General features: G+C 65.6%; 3 protein-coding genes. All 3 read left to right on the forward strand.

Going from position 1 to position 3,494, the window contains the following annotated elements:
• Nucleotides 1-762, forward strand: a 762-nt coding sequence (locus U9980_RS25270) for a PfkB family carbohydrate kinase (protein WP_322770216.1), incomplete at its 5' end; no start/stop codon positions are given.
• Between the two features lie 176 nt (nt 763-938).
• Entirely contained in the window at nt 939-3,284 is a 2,346-nt protein-coding gene (locus U9980_RS25275) for an ATP-binding cassette domain-containing protein (protein ID WP_322770217.1), read from the forward strand.
• Between the two features lie 9 nt (nt 3,285-3,293).
• Nucleotides 3,294-3,494: response regulator (locus U9980_RS25280; protein WP_322770218.1), on the forward strand; the 201-nt coding region annotated here is incomplete at its 3' end.

Below are 3,494 nucleotides of genomic sequence, written 5' to 3' on the forward strand. Positions count from 1 at the left end.
GAGCGCCTGCAGAAGTCTGCGGTCGACCTGTCGTTCGCTGTGGCTGCCAGTGAACCGGCAACGCTCACCATAGCGTCTGTGGCGGATGACGGTCAGGCCAGTTATGTGTTCTACGCGGCTGGAACGGCGGACTGGCAGTGGAATACGCAGGAACTGGTCCCGTCTCATTTCGACGGCGTGGCGTGTGTGCACACGGGGTCGCTGGCGCTGGTGATGGAGCCGGGCGGGAACCTGATCGAAAATCTGCTCGACACCGTCCGGGAACGCGCGACGGTGTCGATTGACCCCAATATCCGGACCGCCCTGGTGAGTCCGCAGAGGTACCGGTCGAGAATCGCGCAGTGGTGTCGCCTCGCTGACATCATCCGGATGAGTGAGGATGATGCCGCCGAGCTCTTTCCCGGTCTCGCCCCGGAAGATGTCCTCATGGCCCCGCGGCTGGCCGATGTGCCACTGGTCATCATCACGCGCGGGGAGCGGGGTGTCGTGGCCTCATTCCGACAGGATGTGGTGGAGGTTCCCGCCGTCGCGGTGCCTACCGTCGACACCATCGGCGCGGGCGACGCTTTTTCCGCCGGCGTGCTTCACTGGTTGTATCAAGCTGGTCACCTCGGCGGTCGAATCGACCATCTCGACATCGAGACCGTACGACGCGCGCTGACGTTCGGGGCCCGCGTCGCCGCACTGACCTGCACCGCACCTGGCGCGGATCCGCCCTGGGCGAGCCGGCTGACCAACGAGGCCACAAACCTGCTTCCATGAGACCCCGTGGGGCTCCAGAACCCCGGTTTAGGTGCTGACCTGCATGTCGAAGGTGGCGCGCCTGTCTGCGGACAGGCGGTATCCAGTGGTATGCCACGTCTTCGCCGCGATGTCGGCGGGGTAAAGCTGTGCGGTCCGACGGCGTTCAGCCTGTGATCAGTGCCAGCGGTGTGTCGGTGTCGTTCGGGCCCCGGCGGGTTCTGGACATGGTCGACCTTGATGTCGACCCAGGTGAACTGGTCGCTCTCGTCGGGGAGAACGGCGCGGGAAAGACGACTCTGGTCGGGTGCGTCACCGGGTTGTTGACTCCTAGTTCCGGCAGGATGCGGGTGTGTGGCCGGGAACCTGCTGCGGCGCTACGCAGTGGCGAGATGGCAGTTGTGTGGCAGGACCTGGGGCTGTGCGACAACTTGAGCATCACCGCGAATCTGTTCCTGGGACGCGAGCGAGGTCGTGCGTTCCTGGCCCGGGACAGGATGCATGCCGAGGCGATGGCCGTGATGGAGCGCTTCGGGCTGGATGTCGGGGATACCTGCCGCCGGTGCGGGGAGCTGTCCGGCGGCGAGCGTCAGGCTGTCGCGATTGCGCGAGCGCTCATGGGTCGGCCACGGGTCTTGGTGCTTGACGAGCCGATGTCCGCGCTGGGACTCGGCGAAACCCGTCGGGTGGAGCGCCTGCTGCGGTCTTTGCGTTCGGACGGCGTCGCCGTCCTGTTCGTGTCGCACCGCGTTGAGCAGGTTTTCGATCTTGCCGACCGGGCCGTCGTATTACGTCAGGGTCGCCTGGTGGCGGACCTGAGCACGGTCGAGGCCCATGTCGACGACGTGGTCACGCTGATGTCCGGGCTGAAGGTCGACTCGGTCGCTCGCCGGCACCTTGCCCGGCTTGCCAGCCTGGTTGACCAGCTTGCCGAGGTGGAGCCCTCGGCGTCGATCCCGATGATCGTTTCGGCGCTGAGCACCGCGGTCGGACAGCAGCAGTTGTGTGTACATCTGCAGGACGATTCGCAACCGGGGAGCCTCCTGCTGGGTGCATCGGTCGGGATTGCATCCGAGGCACGTGTGCGGTTGGCGCGTGTTCCGATCGGACCGCAGGGCGGCTGCATCGGACAGGCAGCCGGATCCGGCGTGCCGGTCGTGATCGAAGACGTTCGAGGCGCGGGGAGGCTCATATACTGGCCGGAAGGTACTGCCAGTATGTGGTCGGTTCCAATCATCGGTAAGAATGAGACTTTTGGGGTGCTGTCGGGCCTGGCAGATGTGTCGGGTCGACCGCAGGATGATCTTCTGGCGCTCGCCTCGGTCTACGCCAGCCTGGCGGCGACCGCGATAGAGCGAGAGCGTCTGCTTCGAGATCTGACCCGCCGCAACAGCATCCTCGAAGCACTGCGGGACATGCTCGACGTCCTAGCCGGTCCGGAACAGGTCCACGCGGGGCTGGGTGTTGCGGTAGACACGCTTCGCAGGGGCTTACGTGCCGACGCCACCGGGCTGTTGCGGACCGACCCGGTGACCGACGAGCCGCAGGATGGAAGCGATGAGTCGCCCGATGTAATTGCGCTATCCGGCTCAGTGGGTCGAACCAGGCTGGTAACGGCAGCTGAGCAGGCGGCGATGGACACCGGCTGGCGTCAGGGATTGCGGCGGCCCGACAACCACACGGTGGCCGTTCCGCTTCTCGTCGACGGGCGCCGGCTACTGCTGGCCGCTTGGTGGCAGGATGGATCTGCGATCACTCCAGACGCGCTGGACCTGATCGGCAACGCCGCCCGGTCGCTGCAGGTGGCGGCGGAGAGGGAGATCGCCCAGGCTGGACAGTCCGAGGCGGTCGCGCTACGCCGCACCGGTGACCTGCAGCGCGAGTTCATCCACCGGCTCAGCCACGAGTTACGCACGCCGCTGACGGCGATCACCGGGTATGCCTCGACCCTCAGGCAGACCGATGTCACCTGGGACGAGGAGTCCAGGAAACGGTTCCTGGACGCGATCGCGACCGAGTCTGCGCGGATGGTGCGCCTGGTTACAGATCTTCTCGATTCCTCCGCTATCTCGGCCGGAGTGCTGCCGGTCAACCCGGACTGGTGTGACGTCCCGACGGTTCTGGCGGCGGCGGCCTACGCCGTCTGCGGTCACGACGGCAGGATCGCCATTGAAGCCGGGCTTCTTCCCGCGATATGGGCAGATCACGATCGACTCGAGCAGGTGCTCGTCAATCTTCTGGACAATGCGTTGTGTCACGGTGGGAAGACGGCGGTGCTGCGTGCTTTCGTCGGGAACCCACCGCAACACCTGGTGCTGGAAGTCGCCGACGACGGACCGGGCATAGCGCCGGAGCAACGCGCCAGCATTTTCGAGCCCTACACCCGCGGGGCGACGGATTCGCCCGGTGCCGGGCTGGGACTGTCGATATGCCGTGGCCTCGTAGAAGCACACAATGGACGCATCGAGGTCGCGGACGTCCCGGTCGGCGCTACGATACGGGTTATGTTGCCGTTGGTGACCGTCCCCACCGAGGAAGCATAGAGTTCGTCCATGGACCAGCGGACCTGCGCGCTCCTGGTGGAGGACGACCGAAACATCATCGATCTCATCCGTTCGAACCTGCTGGTCCGAGGCTTCTCCGTGCTCGTGTCCACCAACGGTTCCGATGCGCTCGCGCTGCAGGAACGCGAGCAGCCCGACCTGGCTCTGGTGGATCTCCTTCTCCCCCAGTCGGACGGCTTCGAGCTATGC

Origin of the sequence: Protofrankia sp. Cr1, assembly GCF_963555865.1 — a bacterium.
Taxonomy (GTDB): domain Bacteria; phylum Actinomycetota; class Actinomycetes; order Frankiales; family Frankiaceae; genus Protofrankia.